17 protein-coding genes and 1 tRNA gene are annotated in these 17,436 nt (G+C 49.2%); 13 read left to right on the top strand and 5 right to left on the bottom strand.

All coding sequences use genetic code 11. The features are described from left to right. Positions 1 to 10: 10 nt before the first annotated feature. Genes IE094_RS14255 through IE094_RS14245 form a run of 3 tightly spaced genes read right to left on the bottom strand, consistent with a single transcriptional unit; the run spans position 11 to position 1,644 of the window. Positions 11 to 214 (bottom strand): DUF1737 domain-containing protein, encoded by a 204-nt coding sequence (locus tag IE094_RS14255; RefSeq protein ID WP_189641389.1) that lies wholly within the window; start codon positions 212 to 214, stop codon positions 11 to 13. Next, positions 214 to 786 (bottom strand): NnrU family protein, encoded by a 573-nt coding sequence (locus IE094_RS14250; protein WP_189641388.1) that lies wholly within the window; start codon positions 784 to 786, stop codon positions 214 to 216. The genes IE094_RS14255 and IE094_RS14250 overlap by 1 nt, the downstream gene beginning before the upstream one ends. Then, positions 787 to 1,644 (bottom strand): HpcH/HpaI aldolase/citrate lyase family protein, encoded by an 858-nt coding sequence (locus tag IE094_RS14245; protein WP_189641387.1) that lies wholly within the window; start codon positions 1,642 to 1,644, stop codon positions 787 to 789. Positions 1,645 to 1,836: 192 nt separating this feature from the next. On the opposite strand from IE094_RS14245, the gene IE094_RS14240 reads away from it, so the two are divergent. From IE094_RS14240 to lpdA, 10 genes are all read left to right on the top strand, one after another. Further along, the gene (locus IE094_RS14240) at positions 1,837 to 2,148 is read left to right on the top strand and encodes a hypothetical protein (RefSeq protein WP_189641386.1); all 312 of its coding nucleotides are present in this window, start codon (positions 1,837 to 1,839) and stop codon (positions 2,146 to 2,148) included. 255 nt (positions 2,149 to 2,403) lie between these two features. Further along, positions 2,404 to 3,366: a malate dehydrogenase gene (mdh, locus tag IE094_RS14235; RefSeq protein WP_189641385.1), complete on the top strand. Its 963-nt coding sequence runs from the start codon at positions 2,404 to 2,406 to the stop codon at positions 3,364 to 3,366. Continuing rightward, positions 3,347 to 3,991, top strand: a complete 645-nt coding sequence (locus IE094_RS14230) for a hypothetical protein (protein WP_189641384.1) — start codon at positions 3,347 to 3,349, stop codon at positions 3,989 to 3,991. Before mdh ends, IE094_RS14230 begins: the two co-directional genes overlap by 20 nt. Before the next feature lie 150 nt (positions 3,992 to 4,141). Next, positions 4,142 to 5,335, top strand: coding sequence for an ADP-forming succinate--CoA ligase subunit beta (gene sucC, locus IE094_RS14225; protein ID WP_189641383.1), 1,194 nt, complete (start codon positions 4,142 to 4,144; stop codon positions 5,333 to 5,335). Positions 5,336 to 5,340: 5 nt separating this feature from the next. Further along, a complete protein-coding gene (gene sucD, locus IE094_RS14220) occupies positions 5,341 to 6,240 on the top strand; it encodes a succinate--CoA ligase subunit alpha (protein ID WP_189641382.1) in 900 nt (299 codons plus the stop codon). 200 nt (positions 6,241 to 6,440) lie between these two features. Further along, entirely contained in the window at positions 6,441 to 9,392 is a 2,952-nt protein-coding gene (locus tag IE094_RS14215) for a 2-oxoglutarate dehydrogenase E1 component (protein ID WP_189641381.1), read from the top strand. A gap of 4 nt (positions 9,393 to 9,396) precedes the next feature. Next, positions 9,397 to 10,605 carry a 2-oxoglutarate dehydrogenase complex dihydrolipoyllysine-residue succinyltransferase gene (gene odhB, locus IE094_RS14210; protein ID WP_189641380.1) on the top strand — a complete coding sequence of 403 codons (1,209 nt, stop codon included), beginning with the start codon at positions 9,397 to 9,399 and terminating at the stop codon, positions 10,603 to 10,605. A gap of 92 nt (positions 10,606 to 10,697) precedes the next feature. Beyond that, positions 10,698 to 11,099 carry a hypothetical protein gene (locus IE094_RS14205; RefSeq protein WP_189641379.1) on the top strand — a complete coding sequence of 134 codons (402 nt, stop codon included), beginning with the start codon at positions 10,698 to 10,700 and terminating at the stop codon, positions 11,097 to 11,099. Then, positions 11,096 to 11,491, top strand: a complete 396-nt coding sequence (locus tag IE094_RS14200; RefSeq protein WP_189641378.1) for an MAPEG family protein — start codon at positions 11,096 to 11,098, stop codon at positions 11,489 to 11,491. The genes IE094_RS14205 and IE094_RS14200 overlap by 4 nt, the downstream gene beginning before the upstream one ends. Before the next feature lie 121 nt (positions 11,492 to 11,612). Then, entirely contained in the window at positions 11,613 to 13,001 is a 1,389-nt protein-coding gene (gene lpdA / locus IE094_RS14195; RefSeq protein ID WP_189641377.1) for a dihydrolipoyl dehydrogenase, read from the top strand. Positions 13,002 to 13,169: 168 nt separating this feature from the next. Here the strand turns inward: lpdA and IE094_RS14190 are convergent, their stop codons facing one another. Next, on the bottom strand, positions 13,170 to 13,823 hold the full coding sequence (locus tag IE094_RS14190) for a GntR family transcriptional regulator (protein WP_189641376.1): 654 nt from the start codon (positions 13,821 to 13,823) through the stop codon (positions 13,170 to 13,172). A gap of 36 nt (positions 13,824 to 13,859) precedes the next feature. Next, a complete protein-coding gene (locus IE094_RS14185) occupies positions 13,860 to 14,546 on the bottom strand; it encodes a M48 family metallopeptidase (protein ID WP_189641375.1) in 687 nt (228 codons plus the stop codon). Positions 14,547 to 14,694: 148 nt separating this feature from the next. Here IE094_RS14185 and IE094_RS14180 point away from each other — a divergent pair, with 148 nt between their 5' ends. The 3 genes from IE094_RS14180 to IE094_RS14170 all read left to right on the top strand — a co-directional run bounded on the left by IE094_RS14180 (position 14,695) and on the right by IE094_RS14170 (position 17,051). Then, a complete protein-coding gene (locus IE094_RS14180) occupies positions 14,695 to 15,033 on the top strand; it encodes a TIGR02300 family protein (RefSeq protein WP_189641374.1) in 339 nt (112 codons plus the stop codon). Positions 15,034 to 15,106: 73 nt separating this feature from the next. Next, positions 15,107 to 15,182, top strand: a tRNA-Ala gene (locus IE094_RS14175). An 81-nt stretch (positions 15,183 to 15,263) separates the two neighbouring features. Next, positions 15,264 to 17,051 (top strand): site-specific integrase, encoded by a 1,788-nt coding sequence (locus tag IE094_RS14170; RefSeq protein WP_189641373.1) that lies wholly within the window; start codon positions 15,264 to 15,266, stop codon positions 17,049 to 17,051. Positions 17,052 to 17,436: the final 385 nt, after the last annotated feature.

Genomic DNA, 17,436 nt, shown 5'->3' with positions numbered 1-17,436 from the left:
GTGTAGGAGATTAAAGTTGGCCCAATTTTAAATCTTTGGAATAGGTTTCATCGCTGTTTTTGGTCACAGCCTGACCACAGCGCATCACACCGCGTTTTTCGTCATATGAATATTGCGGATCACCGTGCAATTCCCAGCCCTTTGACAAGGCTTCGCTGACACGGTGGCAAAATTCGGATGTGTCATCATTGGTAATAAAACGATATGCTTTCATCAGCCGTAGGTTCCTAAAAATGGGTTATAGCCCAGCGCCGTGTGGATGCCCGCGATAATCGCAAACAGCACTATGGTGATGATTGCCAATCTGATATCGCCAGATGCAGGGCCTGGTTCTGGTCGCAGCCAAGCACCTTCGCTGCGGTTAATCAACACCATTTCGCCAATGGCCCATAAAATCATGCCGCCAAACAGAAAAATCGAGGCCAAATCACCATTTACCAGCAAATGCGCCATGCCCCAAACGATCACGCCAGTTAGCATCGGATGACGCAGCCATGAACGTGCGCGCCCTTTGGATGCGCCCAGCCCCATCAGCGCAACAGCAATCAGCATCAACAGGTTATTAAGATGTCCAATCCCCGAGATTGGAGTGTAAACAGGCAAGTGATCCATACTGCGATAGCCGATAATCATGAAGACAACTGATATAACCAAGAGCAATGCGATCACGCCTTTGGCGGGGCCAGCGCCCAGTTTTTCATCCATCGCCATGCGCCCCGCAGGCAAGATACGTTTAAAAAAATGCACATCGCACCAGATAATAATTCCAAGGATTAACCAGAACATTTAACTCTCCTGTTGTTTTATTATTTTCGCTTGTTTTAACAGTGCGGTTGCCTGTTGCACATGTAATTCTTCGATCATTTCACCATTGAGCGTGGCCAAGCCATCAATGGCGGATTGGAATGCGGCAATGATATTTTGCGCATGGGTGATTTCGGCGTCACTGGGCGCGAAGGTTTGGTTGGTGTTGGCGATTTGATTGGGGTGGATCAGGCTTTTGCCATCAAAACCAAGCATGCGCCCCTGAGCGCATTCACGCATCAGTCCATCGTTGTCGTTGAAGTTATTAAAAACGCCATCGATGCAGTATTTGTCATAAGCACGCGCAGCCAAGACACACATTGATAAGCTGGTTTGCAAAGCATCGCGGTTTTCGCTGGTTTGCGCAGATAATGATTTGCGCAGATCATTGGGGCCAAAGATCAAGCCCGTAACGCGTGGATGCGCCATGATCTGAGCGACGTTCAATACACCAAGCGGTGTTTCAATCATCACCCAGACTTGGGTGTTTTGAAACCCGTTGAACACTTGCAACAGCGCATCAATCTGCATGACCTGATCGATGGTTTCAACCTTTGGGAATACCAATGCGGCGGGTCTGGCGTGATCCAATGCGCGCAAGTCGGCGGCGATATGGGCGCTGTCCAATCCATTGACCCTCACCAATGCACGCGGCGCAAGGGTGGTATCGGTGATGGCCGCACAAACACGGGCAAGTGCGGCGGGTTTTGCATCCGGTGCAACTGCATCCTCTAGATCGAAAATAATGCGATCGGCAGGCAGGTTTGGCGCTTTTGTCACGGCGCGATCATTGGCGCCAGGCACGAAAAGCAGCGAGCGGTGAAGTGGTGAAATATCCATGTGTTATTCCAAGCATATGGCAGATCGCTGGGCAAGTGAAGTTTCACGAAGGGTTACATCACCACGTACATCCGCGCGCTGCCTTAACCAGATTTTTGCAAATTTAATGCAGTTTAGGTGCATCACAGGACAAAGGGTTCACCCCCATCGGAGAGCAGCCTGTATATCAGATACCTATGGAAAGGGTTCAACATGCAAAAACTTCTCTTCGCACTGTCGCTTGGGTTTGGCGTTGTTATAATGATGGCACAACACAGTACCGCGCAAACGCGTAATTGTGCGACACGGGGCAAAGTTGTCGAAAGCCTGAATGATCAATACGGCGAAACACGGCGCAGCATTGGGTTGGGGCAAAATAATGGTGTGGTTGAGTTGTATACGTCGGATAACACGGGAACATGGACGATATTGGTAACATTGCCAAATGGCATGTCGTGCTTGATGGCCGCAGGGGACGCATTTGAATTTACCGACAACACCGTGCAACGTGGTGCGCCGACATAAAATGATTTGATGCCTTCGGCGAGGATATTTTAAACATTTGGAATGGGGAAAATTTGGATAGCGTTGCGAAATGAATGCGAATGATTGCGCTATCGTAGATTCGCATTAGACCGTCACGACCAGATTTGAGGCAAAGATTTACAGGCTAAATCCTTGAAATATAGTGCAATTCGTAAATCTGTGCGCATGACACTTGCCCTTTGGGCGCGACAGCGCTAGCAACTGTTTGAGTTTCATTTCATGTGGAGAGAAAACATGGCTAGGGCAAAAATCGCGTTAATCGGCGCAGGCATGATCGGCGGCACGTTGGCACATTTGGCAGCATTAAAAGAATTGGGCGACGTTGTTCTGTTCGACATCGCTGACGGTATTCCACAAGGTAAAAGCCTTGATATGGCCGAAGCTGGTCCCGTTGAAAAATACGACGCCAAGCTGAAAGGCACAACAGATTACGCAGATATCGCAGATGCAGACGTTTGCATCGTGACCGCAGGTGTTGCACGTAAACCAGGCATGAGCCGCGACGATTTGTTGGGCATCAACCTTAAGGTTATGAAATCCGTTGGCGAAGGCATCAAAGCGCATGCGCCAAACGCATTTGTTATCTGTATAACAAACCCACTTGATGCGATGGTTTGGGCATTGCAAAAATTCAGCGGCCTGCCAGCGAACAAAGTTTGCGGCATGGCAGGTGTTTTGGACAGCGCACGTTTCAGCCACTTCTTGGCCGAAGAATTCGACGTATCCGTAAAAGACATCAACACATTCGTATTGGGTGGCCACGGCGACACAATGGTTCCATTGCAGCGATATTCAACAGTTGCAGGTATTCCATTGCCGGATTTGGTGGATATGGGTTGGACAACACAAGACAAATTGGATGCGATCATCCAACGTACACGCGATGGCGGTGCGGAGATTGTTGGCCTGTTGAAAACAGGTTCTGCGTATTACGCACCAGCATCATCCGCGATTGAAATGGCAATTGCCTATTTGAAAGACCAAAAACGCGTATTGCCATGTGCGGCATATGTTGAAGATGCGTTTGGTATCAAGGATATCTATGTTGGTGTGCCAACCGTGATCGGCGCCGGTGGTATCGAAAAAATCGTAGAAATCAGCTTGAATAAAGACGAGCAAGCGATGTTTGACAATTCAGTCGAAGCGGTTGCTGGTTTGGTTGCAGCATGTAAAGAAATTGACGGCAGCCTTTCCTAAATTATTCATCGCGCCCCTGTTGCCGCTGGCGATTGGGGGCGCGGTTTTCGCCCAGCCGATCATTGATGAAACGCTGCGCGCAACGCCGCTTGCCATTTTTATAAGCGATGTCACTGGCGATGGTTTTCCCGATAAAATCCAAAAGCTTCCCTTTGATAATGATCACGATTTTTTGGTGATTTCAAAAGGATTACCCGATGGGTATTTTGAACCACCCCTTGCTTTTGCCTTTCCCATTGATCTGTGGGGCGATTCCCCAAGTGTGGCAGTGCGCAGTGATACCAGCTTTACCGCCATATCGGGGTGTTTTGCCTGCGGGCGGTACCATTCGCATCAAACCTATACGATTGCGTATCGCAACGACGCATTCGTTGTTGCGGGATATACCGCAAGCAGCGCTGATCGCCTGAACGCGACAACAACGCAATGTGATGTGAACCTGTTGACTGGTAAGGCGATTATCACGTTTGATGTGAGCCATGATCGCCAAGACATTAGCGTCGCACCGCAGGTGATTAATCTCGCCGATATAAACGACAATGATGATATCTATGCGGCCTGCAAAGCGTTGGATAAATACGATAACGCCTTTGTGGAACGTTACGTCACATCCCGCGATCAGTAGAACTTAAGATACGTGATCACAAAAAATAATCATGTGATCACAAAATCAAATTATATCGCCCTATTCAGCAAAATAAGCAAAATACCCTTTTGACAGCACCGAATCTGTGGTTGTCTCCTGCCAAAGTTTGACCTTTAAAGGGAGTCTTCTATGAACATCCACGAATACCAAGCCAAACAGCTGTTAAAGCAATACGGGTGCCCCGTATCAGATGGCCGCGCAGTTTTGAACGCAGCAGATGCAGAGGCCGCAGCCGCCGAAATGGGCGGGCCATTATGGGTCGTGAAAGCACAAATCCACGCAGGTGGCCGTGGTAAAGGTTCCTTTAAAGAGGCCGCAGCTGGCGAAAAAGGCGGCGTGCGTTTGACAAAATCCGTTGCCGAAGCCGCCGCAGAAGCCAAAGCAATGCTGGGCAACACATTGGTAACACACCAAACTGGCCCCGATGGCAAACAAGTGAACCGCATTTATATCGAAGATGGTTCCGACATTGATCGCGAATTGTATCTGGCGGTTTTGTTGGATCGCGTCACATCACGCGTTTCATTCGTGGCCTCCACCGAAGGTGGCATGGACATCGAAGCGGTTGCCGAGGAAACACCAGAAAAAATCATCACACTGTCAATCGACCCTGCAACGGGTTTCACCCCTGAAAATGGCAAGGCCGTTGCGGATGCGTTGAAATTGACAGGTTCAGAGGTTGATGAATGCGTCGAGTTGACATCAAACCTGTATCGTATGTTCGTTGAAAAAGACATGGACATGCTGGAAATCAACCCATTGATTGTCATGGAAAGCGGTGGTTTGAAATGTCTGGATGCGAAAATGGGTTTCGATGGTAACGCATTGTTCCGCCAGCCAGATATCCTCGCACTTCGCGATGAAACAGAAGAAGACGCAAAAGAGCTGGAAGCATCAAAATATGATCTGAGCTACATCGCATTGGACGGTGAAATCGGGTGTATGGTGAATGGCGCGGGTTTGGCGATGGCCACAATGGACATCATCAAATTGAAGGGTGCAGAACCTGCCAATTTCCTTGATGTTGGTGGCGGTGCGACAACCGAAAAGGTAACAGCAGCGTTTAAAATCATCACCTCTGATCCAAATGTCAAAGGCATCTTGGTCAACATCTTTGGTGGCATCATGCGTTGTGATGTGATCGCCGAGGGCGTTGTGCAAGCGGTGAAAGAAGTGGGCCTGCAAGTGCCATTGGTTGTCCGCCTTGAAGGGACCAAAGTTCAAGAAGGTAAAGACATCATCAACAACAGCCCGCTCGATGTGATCGCTGCGGATGATCTGGATGATGCCGCAGAAAAAATCGTTAAAGCGGTGAAAGGTTAAGCCCCATGTCAATTCTTATCAACAAAGACACTAAAATCATCGTGCAGGGCCTGACAGGTAAAACAGGTACATTCCACACCGAACAAGCGCTTGCGTATCACGGCACCCAAATGGTTGCAGGTACACACCCGAAAAAGGGTGGCACAAATTGGGCCGCCGCCAGCGGGCAGGAATTGCCAATCTTTGCATCCGTTGCAGAGGCCAAAGAATCCACTGGTGCAACCGCATCCGTGATCTACGTCCCACCAGCAGGTGCAGCCGCTGCAATCGAAGAAGCAATCGATGCGGGTATTGATCTGATCACATGTATCACTGAGGGTATCCCAGTGATGGATATGGTGCGCGTGAAACATAAATTGGACAATTCATCATCACGTTTGATCGGTGGTAACTGTCCTGGTTTGCTGACACCTGATGAATGCAAAATCGGCATTATGCCCGGTTCCATTTTCAAAAAGGGTTCCGTTGGCGTGTTGTCACGTTCGGGTACATTGACATACGAGGCCGTGTTCCAAACAACAAATGCAGGTCTTGGCCAATCCACAGCCGTGGGTATCGGTGGTGATCCGATCAAGGGGACTGAATTTATCGACGTGTTGGAATTATTCCTTGCGGATGATGAAACACAATCCATCATCATGATCGGTGAAATCGGCGGAAGTGCGGAAGAAGAAGCCGCGCAATTCTTGATTGATGAAGCGAAAAAAGGCCGCAAAAAACCAGTTGCTGGCTTTATCGCCGGTGTAACCGCGCCTCCGGGTCGTCGTATGGGCCATGCTGGTGCGATTGTTGCGGGCGGCAAAGGTGACGCTGGTTCAAAAATCGAAGCGATGAAATCCGCAGGTATTGTTGTGGCTGAAAGCCCTGCAAAACTTGGCGAAGCTGTCGTGAAGGCGATTGGATAATTGATGGCGGAAGGGCGACATACATATCCAAAATTGTCGGTGTCTTTGGCATCTGGCATGGAAATGAATGCGCCCTTCTCGCCCCTATTCAAATCTAACAATTCAATTGGCGATGCGTTTCGCCATTTGACACCAACCATGCCGACAAATCCAAATATCGCCCGTTTGTCCGCGCTCTTTCCAACGCATGAGGTAACATCATGAACGAACAACCATCCAACGATCAGTTTCACGCGCTGTCCTTTCTACAAGGGCATAACGCGGAATATATTGAACAGCTTTACGCGCAATATGTGGCCAACCCATCGTCGGTTGATGCCAGTTGGCAAGAGTTCTTTGCCGAACTTGGCGATGATGTTGATGCCGTCACCGCAGAGGCCACGGGTGCCACATGGAAACGCCCCGATTGGCCACCTGCGCCAAACGATGATCTAATTTCTGCACTGGATGGCCAATGGGGCGAAGACCCGCAAAAAACGGGCGAGAAAATCAAGTCCGCCGCGGCGGGCAGCGGTGTTGCCCTGTCTGATGCCGATGTGCAAAAGGCGGTTTTGGATTCCATGCGCGCGTTGATGATCATCCGTGCCTATCGTATTCGCGGCCATTTGATTGCTGATCTTGATCCATTAGATATGCGATCCAAGGAACCCCACCCAGAGCTTGATCCAAAATTTTATGGTTTCCAAGAAACCGACATGGATCGCCCAATTTTCCTTGATAAAGTGCTGGGGATGGAAACCGCATCCATGCGCCAAATCTTGGCGAAACTGCGTAAAACATATTGTGGCACATTCGCATTGCAATACATGCACCTGTCTGACCCAGAGGAAGCAGGTTGGCTCAAGGAACGTATCGAAGGGTATGAACACGAAAGCTTTTTCACGGCCCAAGGACGACGCGCCATTTTGAACAAAATGGTCGAATCCGAGGGTTTTGAAAAATTCTGTCACGTGAAATATTCAGGCACCAAACGCTTTGGTCTTGATGGTGGCGAGGCATTGATCCCCGCGATGGAGCAAATCATCAAACGCGGTGGCGCGTTGGGTGTGAAAGACATCATCGTTGGCATGCCCCACCGTGGCCGTTTGAACGTATTATGCAACGTGATGTCAAAACCGTATCGCGCGATTTTCAACGAATTTTTGGGTGGTTCATACAAACCCGACGATGTCGAAGGTTCGGGCGATGTGAAATACCACCTTGGCGCATCTGCGGATCGTGAATTTGATGGGAACTCTGTTCACCTCTCGCTCACGGCCAACCCATCGCACCTTGAGGCTGTGAACCCCGTTGTTTTGGGCAAAGCACGCGCCAAGGGCGATCAATTGGGCCGCGATCGTGGCGCGGTGATGCCAATCCTGTTGCACGGTGATGCGGCATTCGCGGGCCAAGGCGTGATCGCCGAATGTTTTGGTCTGTCTGGCCTGAAAGGTCACATTACTGGTGGAACAATCCATATCGTTGTGAACAACCAAATCGGTTTCACCACATCCCCACATGACAGCCGTTCATCGCCCTATCCCACCGATATCGCGATGATGGTCGAAGCGCCGATTTTCCACGTAAACGGTGACGACCCAGAGGCCGTGGTTCACGCCGCCAAGGTTGCCACCGAGTTCCGCCAAAAATTCCGCAAGGATGTTGTGTTGGATATTTTCTGTTATCGCCGCTTTGGTCACAACGAAGGCGATGAACCAATGTTCACACAGCCAACCATGTATAAAAAGATCAAGGCGCATAAAACGTCGCTGACGATCTATACCGAACGACTGGTCCGCGAAGGTTTGATTCCAGAGGGTGAAATCGAGGATATGAAAACCGCGTTTCAGATGCGCCTGAACGAAGAATTCGAGGCTGGCAAAGTCTACAAACCCAACAAGGCCGATTGGCTTGATGGGCGCTGGTCGCATATGAAAAGCAAAGACCCAGAATACCAACGCGGCAAAACCCATATTTCCAAAAAACGGTTCAAAGAAGTCGGCGAGGCTTTAACGCGCCTGCCCGAAAAATGGGCGCCACATCGCACGATCCAACGGATTTTGGATGCCAAGGCAGAAATGATCAAATCAGGCAAAGGCATCGATTGGGCCACTGGCGAAGCATTGGCATTTGGCACGCTCGCGGTCGAGGGTTTCCCCGTACGCCTGTCTGGTCAGGATTGTACGCGCGGCACATTCAGCCACCGCCATTCGGGCATTTTGGATCAAAACACGGGCGAAAAGTTTTACCCGCTGAACAACATCCGCGATGATCAAGAAGGCCATTACGAGGTCATCGACAGCATGTTATCCGAATATGCGGTGCTGGGTTACGAATACGGCTATTCACTGGCGGAACCAAATGCGCTGACACTCTGGGAAGCGCAATTTGGCGATTTCGCCAATGGTGCACAGATCATGTTCGATCAGTTCATTTCATCAGGTGAAAGCAAATGGTTACGCATGTCGGGTCTTGTGATGTTGCTGCCCCACGGCATGGAAGGCCAAGGTCCAGAACATTCGTCTGCACGCCCTGAACGGTTCTTGCAAATGTGCGCAGAGGATAACTGGGTGATTGCCAATGTGACCACACCGGCAAACTATTTCCACATCCTGCGTCGCCAATTGCACCGCACCTATCGCAAACCGCTGGTTCTGATGACACCAAAATCATTGCTGCGTCATAAACTGGCCGTGTCAACGATTGATGACTTTACGGGCGATAGCAGCTTTCACCGTGTGTTGTGGGATGATGCGCAATTGGGCACATCCGAAACCAAGTTGAAGGCCGACAAAGACATCAAACGCGTGGTGATGTGTTCAGGCAAGGTTTATTATGACCTGTTAGAGGAACGCGATGCACGTGGCATTGATGATGTGTATTTGCTGCGCTTCGAACAGCTTTACCCCTATATCGAATCCGCCGCAGAGGTGGAATTGAAACGGTTTAAAAACGCTGAATTCATCTGGTGTCAGGAAGAACCGCAAAACCAAGGTTACTGGGATTTCATCAATCCACGGATCGAAGAAACCTTGGTCAACCTTGGCATGAAAAACAACCGACCAAAATATGTTGGCCGCCCATCTGCCGCTGCACCGGCCACAGGTTTGGCCAGCCAGCACAAAAAACAACAAGCCGCACTCGTGAACGATGCGCTAACGCTCAAAGGATAATTCAATGACCGAAGTACGCGTCCCCACACTTGGCGAAAGTGTTACCGAAGCAACCGTCGCAACATGGTTCAAACAACCAGGCGATGCCGTGGCTGTTGATGAAATGTTGTGCGAGCTGGAAACAGACAAAGTCACGGTAGAGGTCCCCTCGCCCGTTGCTGGTGTGCTGTCCGAAATCGTTGCAGCAGAAGGCGAAACCGTTGGTGTTGATGCCCTGCTTGCATCTATCACCGAAGGTGCAACCGCAGATGCACCCGCCGCTGGCCCTGCGCCAACTGCGGAAAAACCGACGCCTAAAAAACCATCAGAGCAAGCACCTGCGACAGATTCGAAAAACGCACCATCTGCCGAAAAATTGGCCGCAGATAACAATGTTGATATCGCAAATGTCGATGGATCAGGGCGCGATGGGCGCGTGATGAAGGGCGATGTTTTATCCGCCATGAACAACCCACAACCCGTTGTCGCATCCGCACCCAAAGCCCCTAGCGCACCGCGCAGCGGTGATGATGCTGACCGCGAAGAGCGTGTGAAAATGACACGTCTGCGCCAAACTATTGCGCGCCGCCTGAAAGAAAGCCAAAACACAGCCGCAATGTTGACCACTTATAACGAGGTGGACATGAGCGCGGTGATGGATTTGCGCAATGAATACAAAGAGTTGTTCTTGAAAAAGCACGGCGTGAAATTGGGCTTTATGTCATTTTTCACCAAGGCATGTTGCCACGCGCTTAAGGAAATTCCAGAGGTAAACGCCGAAATCGATGGCACCGATGTTGTGTATAAAAACTACGTCAACATGGGCATCGCCGCGGGAACACCATCGGGTTTGGTTGTGCCAGTAATCCGCGATGCGGACAGCCTGTCATTCGCCGAAATCGAAAAAGCGATTGCCGAAAAAGGTGCGCGTGCACGTGATGGCAAACTTGGCATGGATGAAATGCAGGGTGGTTCATTCACCATTTCAAACGGTGGCGTTTACGGCAGCTTGTTATCATCTCCAATTTTGAACCCACCACAATCGGGTATCTTGGGCATGCACAGCATCCAAAAACGCGCGGTTGTTGTGAACGATGAAATCGTAATCCGCCCGATGATGTATCTGGCATTATCATACGATCACCGCATCGTTGATGGCAAAGGTGCGGTAACATTCCTTGTGCGCGTCAAAGAAGCATTGGAAGATCCCCGCCGTTTGTTGATGGATCTGTAATCAAATAACGCAACGCCCGACGGCAACGTCGGGCCGCGCCCATCACTCTTTTGGGCGGAAGTTTGAAGCTGTTAATTCGTGAGGACTGTCGAATGGATATTATGACTGGGCTAGCTTCGGCATCACAAGCGTTGAATCTAGTAAAGCAACTAAAGGAGTTGGACATAGCTATCGGTCAAGCCGAATACAAATCTCAGCTACTCGACTTACAAGAAGTTATTTACGAAACCAAATCCGCGCTGCTCGACGCTAAACAAGAGATACTTACAAGAGATGAAGAAATTTCTGAACTGCGTAAAAAAATAAAAGTAATAACAAATGGTGAAGCTTGTCCGGTCTGTAATGTCGGCACGTTAAAAGTGACCAAGATCACACCTCACCCACAATTTGGCGAACTTGATATCCAACAAAGGCACTTAGAGTGTGACCAGCAATCCTGCGCTCACAAAGAACAACGAATGCATGATCCAAACGGGTTAATCGATAAAAAATGACCCCAGAAATCACCGCCCTTACCCTTGCTGCATTGCTGCATGTTGCCACGCTTACCGCGATGGTGATTTGTGCGAATGTGCAATTGCCCCGCTATATGACCATGGGCAAACGGGATACGGATTTTTCCGATCAGATCACGGGGAAAACGGCGCGGGTTTATCGCACCTATAACAACTCGCTTGAAAATCTGATGTTGTTTGGCATTGCCGCAGCGATCATAGCAATCACGGGGCAATCTAGTGCGATCACCGCCACATGTGCGTGGGTATTCTTGGCCGCGCGTGTTTTTTATATCCCGGCCTATGTTTACGGGCTGACACCTTGGCGGTCCTATATTTGGCTGACGGGGGTAATTGCCACCACAATCATGTTGATCGCGGCATTGCTATGATTAAACTTACACTAAACACCACAATCCGAATGTGTCCGACGCGTGTCCTACGCTTGTCCGCCACATGTCCTACGGATTCCATACGCCGTATTTGCGGCAATTCGACGAAAGGTTAACATCCATGTCAGAATATGATGTCATCGTAATCGGTTCAGGCCCGGGCGGCTATGTCTGTGCAATTCGCTGTGCGCAACTGGGTCTGAAAACCGCCATTGTCGAGGGTCGCGAAACCCTTGGCGGCACCTGTTTGAACGTGGGTTGTATCCCATCCAAAGCATTGCTTCACGCATCACATATGTATCACGAAGCCACCCATAATTTCACCAAAATGGGTCTGATGGGCAAATCCCCATCCGTCGATTTTAAAACCATGCAAGAATATAAATCAGGCGTGATCGCACAGAACACATCTGGCGTTGAATTCTTGATGAAGAAAAACAAAATTGACTGGTTGAAAGGCTGGGGGAAAATCACCGCCAAAGGCGAAGTCACCGTTGGCAAAGACGTGCATAAGGCGAAAAATATCGTCATCGCATCAGGCTCCGAACCATCCTCATTGCCGGGCATCGAGATCGACGAAAAGGTTGTGGTCACATCCACAGGTGCCTTGGAATTGCCAAAGGTTCCAAAATCAATGGTTGTGATTGGCGCAGGCGTGATTGGCCTTGAAATGGGTAGCGTTTATGCCCGTCTTGGCTGCGATGTGACGGTTGTTGAATTCTTGGATCACATCACCCCGGGCATGGATGCAGAGATTGCAAAAACCTTGCAACGAACCTTGAAAAAACAAGGGCTTAACTTTGTTTTGGGCGCGGCGGTGCAATCGGTTGATGCGAAAAAAACCAAGGCCACAGTGAATTACAAACTGCGCAAAGATGAAACAGATGCCAGCATTGATGCCGATGTTGTTTTGGTGGCAACGGGTCGCAAACCATTCATGGATAACCTTGGGTTTGATGGTCTGGGCGGTGAACTAACCGAACGTGGGCAAATCAAAACCGATGATCAATGGCGCACAAATGTTGATGGCATTTTCGCCATTGGTGACGTGATCGAAGGCCCCATGTTGGCGCATAAGGCAGAGGACGAAGGCATGGCCGTTGCCGAGGTAATCGCAGGCAAACATGGCCATGTAAATTACGGCGTGATCCCCGGTGTGATCTACACCACACCAGAGGTCGCATCCGTGGGCAAAACCCAAGAAGAATTGAAAGACGAAGGCGTTGATTTCAAGGTCGGCAAATTCACATTCATGGGCAATGGCCGCGCCAAGGCCGTGTTCCAAGGCGAAGGTTTTGTGAAACTGTTGGTGGATGCCAAAACAGATCGCATTTTGGGCTGTCATTTGATCGGCCCATCTGCGGGTGATTTGATCCATGAAATTTGTGTCGCAATGGAATTTGGCGCATCCGCCCAAGACGTTGCTATGACATGCCACGCACACCCCACATTTTCAGAAGCCATGCGCGAAGCAGCATTGGCCTGTGGTGATGGCGCAATTCACGCTTAATCGTTGATTTAATGATATAAAAACCCTCTGGCGATGCTTGTTCATCCATCGCCAGAGGGAGTTCGTTAGCCTCGCAAGGGGTTAGGAGGCTGGCAAATACGCCAAGGGGTTAGCGTATTCATCAAATAATACGCACCACCAAAAACATTCCGTCGCAGTTTTTTAATTTTATTCGTTTGCCAGCATGCGCAACCCTTGGGTCACGTCCGCACGGATAGCAAGGCGCAAGGACGGCTCATCTCCTGCCTTCATCGCGGCCAGCGCGGTGCGGTGGTGGTTTGATGCCTCGCGCCGTTGCAAGCGGGCATATAACGCCTGCATCGTTGGCCCCAATTGCAACCAAACCGTTTCCACAATCGCCAGCATCGCTGGCGCCTGAGCACGCAAATATAATGTACGGTGAAATTCCAGATTGGTGCGCACATAGGTGATCGCATCATCCTTGACGATCGCCTGATCAATCAGGCTATTAATCCGTCCCAAACGCTCGATCAAATTCAGGTGCACACGGGGCAACGCACGGCTAGCCATTTCGGGTTCCATCAACGCGCGAATGGATGCCAGTTCCTCGATCCGTTCGTTAGTGAGTGCGGGCGTTGATACCCGCCCTGTTGATGATATTTGCAACGCACCCTCGGCACTTAGACGGCGTACCGCCTCGCGTGCGGGGGTCATGCTCACACCATATGTATTCGCGATGCCCCGAATGGTTACCGATTGCGCTGGTGCCATTTCACCGTGCATGATGGATGATCGCAGGCTGCGATAAACCAATTCATGAGATGGGGTGACGTTTTCGCGCCGTGGTTCAATTGCTGACATGCCCCGTTTGTGATCACATTTCCCGCCAGCGTCAAGTTACAACTGATAACTGTGCAACAGCGCACCGTTGCGTTTCAGCCATTGGCGCTGTGGCTTATAATCGGGGTAAACCTTTTCAACCAGCGCCCAATAGGCATCCGAATGGTTCATCTCGATCAGATGACAGGCCTCGTGCGCGGCAACGTAAACCTGAACCTCGCGCGGGGCCATCACCAAGCGCCACGAATACATCAAATTGCCCTCGGATGAACAAGATCCCCAACGCGAACGGGTATCGCGGATTGAAACGCTCCCTATTGTGCGCCCAAGCTTACCCGCATAGTGTTCGGATGCATGCACCAGCCGTTCACGCGCCACGGTTTTGAAATATCCCTTCAGCTTGCCGATCAATTGTTCGTCGCGCCCTGGCACATATAAAACGCCGTCTTCAAATCGCACCGAACGCCCGCCCCCGTGTTCGATTGGTGCATTAAATCCATCAAACATGATCTTGCCGCCAAATACCGGCACAATCGGTTGTACGCGCTTGGATAAATGTTTGCGCAGCCAGCCTTCTTGTTCTTGGGCAAATTTAGTTGCATCGCGCAAATTAGACCAGCGAGGCATGGTCAGGCTGACCTTGCCATCCTTATTTGCAATGCGCAGCGAATAGCGTTTCGCACGTGCATTATGGCGCAAATGAATGGTTATCGGCGGATCGCCAAGAAGTAAGGTTTCGCTCATTGCCCGCATTTTATCATATGCAAGCCCGAGTGCAATTGGCGAAATCTCACAAACGATGCGCAAACTGTGATCGAATCCCCTTTGACAAGCCCCCCGTGTTATGGCAATTGGCATCAGAAATTTGCAAAATTCACCCAAGGATAACCCAATGGCCAAAGAAGAATGGGGCGTAAAGCGCGTTTGCCCAGAAACTGGAAAACGATTCTATGATTTGGGCAAAGACCCAATCGTAAGCCCATACACAGGCGAAGAATACCCCGTGTCATTTTTTGCCTATGACAAATCCAAAACATCTATGACCGACAAAGCAGACAAAGCATCTGTGAAAGCGGCCACAGAAGAAGATCTGTCAGATGATGTTGACGTGTTGGACGACGATGACGAAGATATCGACGTGGATTTGGGCGATGACGTGTTGGAAGACGACGATGACGACACCGTTCCATTGGAAGAAATCAAAGACGTGGCAACAGGCGACGAAGAATAGTTGATTTTGCGCTTGCATGGCCAAGCGCAGTTTCATACATAACCCTTGTTCGGTGGTTTGAACCGAACATCGTGGGGCCTTAGCTCAGCTGGGAGAGCGCTTCGCTGGCAGCGAAGAGGTCAGGAGTTCGATCCTCCTAGGCTCCACCAACTTATTTTTTCTTCTGAAATATCAGCAAGTTACTGTAAAATAAGTGCTTTTTGAGAGAACTGCTACATTGGAGTGTTACAGTGAGCAACCTTGAAAAGATGACTGGACATACCCGACTCTACCGTAGAAACGCGACTTATTATCACCGTGCAACTGTCCCCAAGGACATCGCAAAGACCTATGGTAAAAAAGAAGAGACCTTCTCGCTTGGAACAAAAGACAGAGCCGAAGCCTTAAGTTTAGTCAGGGTCAAAGCTGTTGAAGTTGATGAACGCTTCGACGCTCATAGAAAACGGTTAGCTCAATCCAATGAGCCTTATTTGGATGAATTGACCGAAGAGCAAATAAAGCTCTTTGGGGAAATATATTACACATACATTTTGGAAGAAGACGAAGATGAACGCCTGAGAGGGTTCGATGAATTTCAGGATATCGATGGCGAGAGGATTTGGATTAGCGAACGGCAATATTTACCCAGAGATACCTTTGAGGAACAAAGCGACACAATTGAAGAGATGCTAGAGTATGCAAGGTATCATCTGGCACGAGGCAAAGTAGACGATTTCGTAAAAGAAGAAACCAAAGAAGTACTCGAATGGGATGGACTAGAACTAAAGCTAGCTGAGGGATCGCCCAGTTGGAGTCTCCTTCACCGAGAAATGTATAGGAGCATTGTAAGGGCGCACGAAGCCCGTCTATCCAGAAATGAGGGGAACATAGTCGACACCCTCAAGGTGGACTCAGTGACTCAGGTTGAAGCCCTGACGGCCTCAAAATACCCTAACCTAAGTGAAGCCGTGGATCAGTGGGTTAAAGATGTCGAACATGGCTGGAGCGACAAAACGAAACGGAGTAATTTATCTTGGGTAAATAACTTCCTTGAGGTTTGTGGTGATAAACATCTAGATCAGTACAGCAAAGCTGATGGGCGGCTGTTCAAGGAAACCTTTAGTCGTCTTCCTCCAAGTTGGCGCATTCGAAAAGAACTCAAACATCTTGATATTCACAAGGCTTCTGCAAGGGCGTCCGAATTGCAGCTTGAGCCGATGAGTTTCGAAAACATCAACAAAGGGATCGGCAAAGTTAGCTTGTTTTGGAATTGGGTAGATGCCCATTACTTCGATGATAATGCGCCTCAACCATTGAGAGGTCTCAAATACAACATTCGAAGCAACCCTCGCGAAGCCCGAGACCCGTTTTCCAATGAACAACTCGAAAAGATATTTAACGCGCCAGTATTCACAGGCTGCCTTTCAGAAACGCACTGGTCACGGTCAGGAACGCAACTGATAAAAGGGAGTCCTAAGTTCTGGATACCCCTACTCGGGTTATTTTCAGGTGGACGCTTAAGCGAACTATGCCAACTTGAAATTGATGACATCAAAGAAGCAGATAAAGTTCCCTACCTCGACATCAATGGTAAATTAGCGAACGAGCGCAACGTGGGTGATAAAGGAATTAAGTCACCAAATGCCCAACGAAAGATTCCGATCCACCCGACATTGATCGACATCGGTTTTTTGAAATTTGTAAGAGAAATGAAACAATCAGGAGAAACACGGCTTTTCCCATCCATCAAGATTGGCGCGGATGGTAGTTACTCTGATCATTTCTCAAAGCACTTTAGCAGGTTCTTGAAGCTATGTGATGCCAAGACCGCAAAAACTAACTTTCATAGCTTTAGACACAACTTCGAAGATGCGTGTGGCAATGCACAGCTACACATTGACACGAAAGACGCGATCACTGGGCGTAGCTCGACAGGAATGAGAGCAAGGTATGGTTCGCGTGATATTCAGTTAAAAACGCTACAAGAAGCAATACACGCAATTGAATATGAAGGGCTGAACTTACGTCACCTCTTTTAAGGAAAGCTTGACTGAGAAGACCCAATTGACCAACAAAACCATCTCGAAGCTGCATCAAATTACAGGCAAACTTTATCATCTAATAAAGGTGAAATAATTAAGTTGCACAGGAGAAGGAAATGAAACTCTCAAAGTTACTTTAAGAGTTACTCTAAGAGTTAGCTTTAAAGTATTACCTATCCTCATCCTATTCCCCATAACTTATAAGTTCTCTTTAACTTATACTTATCAGTTAGGACTTGAAGCGAACCTCAGTTCTTTAATTTAATCAGATGAAAGATGATGAGCTAATTGTCTAGGCTCATGGTCAATTGAACATAGAAACTCACTTAGACACTGTTAAGGTACTTAGGGATGAATTCCATTAGGTTACTCGTAAGGTTAG

Origin of the sequence: Paramylibacter ulvae, from assembly GCF_014652655.1 — a bacterium.
GTDB classification, from domain to species: Bacteria; Pseudomonadota; Alphaproteobacteria; order Rhodobacterales; family Rhodobacteraceae; genus Amylibacter; species Amylibacter ulvae.
The sequence above is the reverse complement of the archived record's forward strand: the minus strand, read 5'-3'. Positions and strand labels throughout refer to the sequence as shown.